We start from the raw sequence: 2,655 nt of genomic DNA, 5'->3' as shown, positions 1-2,655 counted from the left end.
CGAGATCACCCCATCACCGCGCAACGGCAGCGTCAATCATCCCAACCGCGCTATCCAGAGCATTCCGCGCAAGTCAAGCCCGGGCACCGGTGATCCCTTCGTGACGCTCACGTTGAAGCGGCAGGTCATGATCATCGTCATCATGATGGCGGAACGGTCGGCGCCACGCTGGCTGCCGGCGAAGGTCCAGTTCCGTCGTCCCAAGGCGATGCCTCTCAATGCGCGCTCGGCGCAATTTTGGTCAGGCAAATCCTGTCATCGTCGAGGAAGCGGGCGAAGTCGTCCCAGCGCCTGAGCATATAGTTGATCGGCTTCAGGACCTCGGAAGAGCGCGAGAGGGTTTCGCACTCACGCAGCAACCAGGCGTCCATGTCCTCGAGAAGCGGCTTGCTCTCTTCCTGGCGCGCGACGCGCCGCTCGTCGGCGCCGCAGCCGTTGATGGCGCGCTCGACCTCGAACAACGCATCGAGGCGCCTGACCGTCTCCAGTGCGACCGGGGAGACCGGTTTGCCCTTGTTACCTTCCCGAGCATTTTTCGCGATGTCAGCCAGCTCGAAGAAGCCCCGCCGCGCATGGGCAAAGCAAAACGCCGGCGTGATCGGCAGCCCTTCTTCCGCGGGTCGAACCGCGGCTCGAAGCCGTTATCGGCTTGAAGTGACCTTGCCCCCAATTTTATCCAATTCTGAGTTCGTCCTTGCCATTGGATTTGCCCGGTTCTGCGGTAGAAGCGAGGGGGGGCGCGGAGCTTTCGGCATAGCGCAGCGCCAGATCCCGGCGCGGGGCGGCGGGGCCAGCCTTCCTTGTCCGATTGCGCAGCGAATTTCGGCCAGATCGCCTTGACACCGGCAGTTGCAGGCGCAGCTCATTGAGCGGCAGCCCGACGCGGGCGGGATCGATGAAGGTAGCTCCGCTGGTCATGCCGCGTCCCCCAGGCTGGAGTGGGCCGAGACGATGCTGACGGAGGCCAGCTCATCGTAGACGTCGAGCGGCGCCACTTTGACGGCGACACTCTGGATCGCGGTCGCCTCGGGTCGGAAGCGATCGCGCAGTGCGGCAAGGTCGGGTAACCGTCTGGCATCGAGGTCGATCGCGATCGCCTTGGCGAGCTCGGCTTCGTTAGGCCCGTTCAGGGCCAGCGCCAGAAGCTCGACCGTCACCTTGCAGGCGCGCCGGTCGTCACCGCGTTCCCGCAAGGTCTCGAAGAGGCGCTTATAAGCCGCGCGTGGGAAGAGCTGGTCGCGATAGACGAGATTGACGAGCGCCATCGGCTTGCGCCGCAGGGCATGGATGACGTGCCGATAATCAACGACATGCCCGCCGTGGTTCTCCGACACAGGCCGGACGCGCCGAAGCGTCCCGACCGGCGTGACGGCGAGGAAGCATTCGAGCCGATCGTCGAAGATGCGCACGCGCAGGCGATGGCCAATCAGTCTTGAAAGCAGGGTTATAAAACACGCGCCGCAGGATGAAGCCGCCTGACGACGTCACCGGGATCACCTTCTCCTCGAAGTCGGTCGTGCGGCCTTTCGGCAGTGGCACCAGCGCTTCCTTCTCGAGCGCGATCCTCTTGGCAAGGTTGGCGTTGCGGCGGCCGACAATCTCGTCGACAAAAGCCCGATAGGCACTGAGACTGATGAAGTTGCACGTGCCCTGCAGCAACAGCGCATCCTCCAGGGTTCGTTTGAGGTGACCGTGCGCACTCTCGATCGAGCCGTTCTCGTGTGCGATGCCCGCATTGTCGCGCGTTGGTGCCATGCCGTAGTGGCCCATCAGCGCGGCGTATCGCTCTGTCAGATCCTCACGCGCATCCGCCGCCAGATTGTGGAACGCGACCGAATAGGCTGTCGTTGCGATGCTCCCGCGGCACGCCGCCGAGCGCCCACAGGGCGTTCTGCAAGCCATCGGCCAGGGCGGCGAAGCTTTCGCCGCCGAGCACGACATGGGCTGCTCGAAGCCGGAGAACGCCAGCCGCAAGTGATAGAGTCGGTGATCGAGCGCCTCACCCGCGATGGCAGTGCCGAGCGCGCTTGTATCGGTAAAGTCGGATAGACCCAGACGGCCGGGCTCGTGCTCCTGGCGGAAGATCACGTCCTGTTCGGGGTCGTTGAGCGCCCGCCAGGCGTTGATGCGCCGCTCCAGCGTGGGTCGGATGTTGGAGTTAAGGTCGGGATGCCGTCGGCGCAACTCGTTCAGGACGCCGATCACGCGGATACCGGGCGCACCCTTCAGGATCGGGATGATCTCGGCCTCCCAATAGAGCGCAAGCGGATCGGATCGTCGCCGGCCCCTCGGCGTCTTCTTCTGCGATGGCAGACGCAAGTCACCCTCGATCCGATACGCGCTTGCTTTCGAGAACCCCGCCTTGGCCGCAGCCGCCTCGGGGGACAATGTCAGTCGGTAGTTCATGTACAGCGACGCCGATGGGAACGGCCCTCCGGTCGGGCTACGTTCTCCCTTCGGTCCGTCCCCATCGGCGCAGTCTCATCCTGATTGTCACTGGGGTCTCACCCTGATCGCCGCCGCGCAGGTACCTGAACTAGAGCACGCTGTTTTTATACGGAAACATAGCCTGAGTTTTTGAGATAGTTGGCGCACTCTTGTGCAGAAAAGAGGTCGAGGAGTTCGCCGACCTTGCGCCAGGTTGCCTCGACATCG

1 protein-coding gene and 2 pseudogenes are annotated in these 2,655 nt (G+C 63.7%); all 3 read right to left on the bottom strand.

What is annotated here, in order from left to right; genetic code table 11:
• Positions 1-111: 111 nt before the first annotated feature.
• A pseudogene (locus ACZBJS_RS42255) lies at positions 112-655 on the bottom strand (IS66 family transposase); the annotation flags it as partial.
• A gap of 17 nt (positions 656-672) precedes the next feature.
• On the bottom strand, positions 673-918 hold the full coding sequence (locus tag ACZBJS_RS42250) for a hypothetical protein (RefSeq protein ID WP_463440300.1): 246 nt from the start codon (positions 916-918) through the stop codon (positions 673-675).
• Positions 915-2,406: pseudogene (istA, locus tag ACZBJS_RS42245) on the bottom strand (IS21 family transposase). The gene ACZBJS_RS42250 and the pseudogene istA overlap by 4 nt, the downstream one beginning before the upstream one ends.
• Positions 2,407-2,655 lie beyond the last annotated feature (249 nt).

Source organism: Bradyrhizobium sp. KZN70725, assembly GCF_055264925.1.
The sequence above is the reverse complement of the archived record's forward strand: the minus strand, read 5'-3'. Positions and strand labels throughout refer to the sequence as shown.

Bases quoted from the DNA above. Each gene is read 5' to 3' on its own strand.
- ACZBJS_RS42250 (WP_463440300.1), bottom strand. From the start codon at position 918: ATGACCAGCGGAGCTACCTTCATCGATCCCGCCCGCGTCGGGCTGCCG.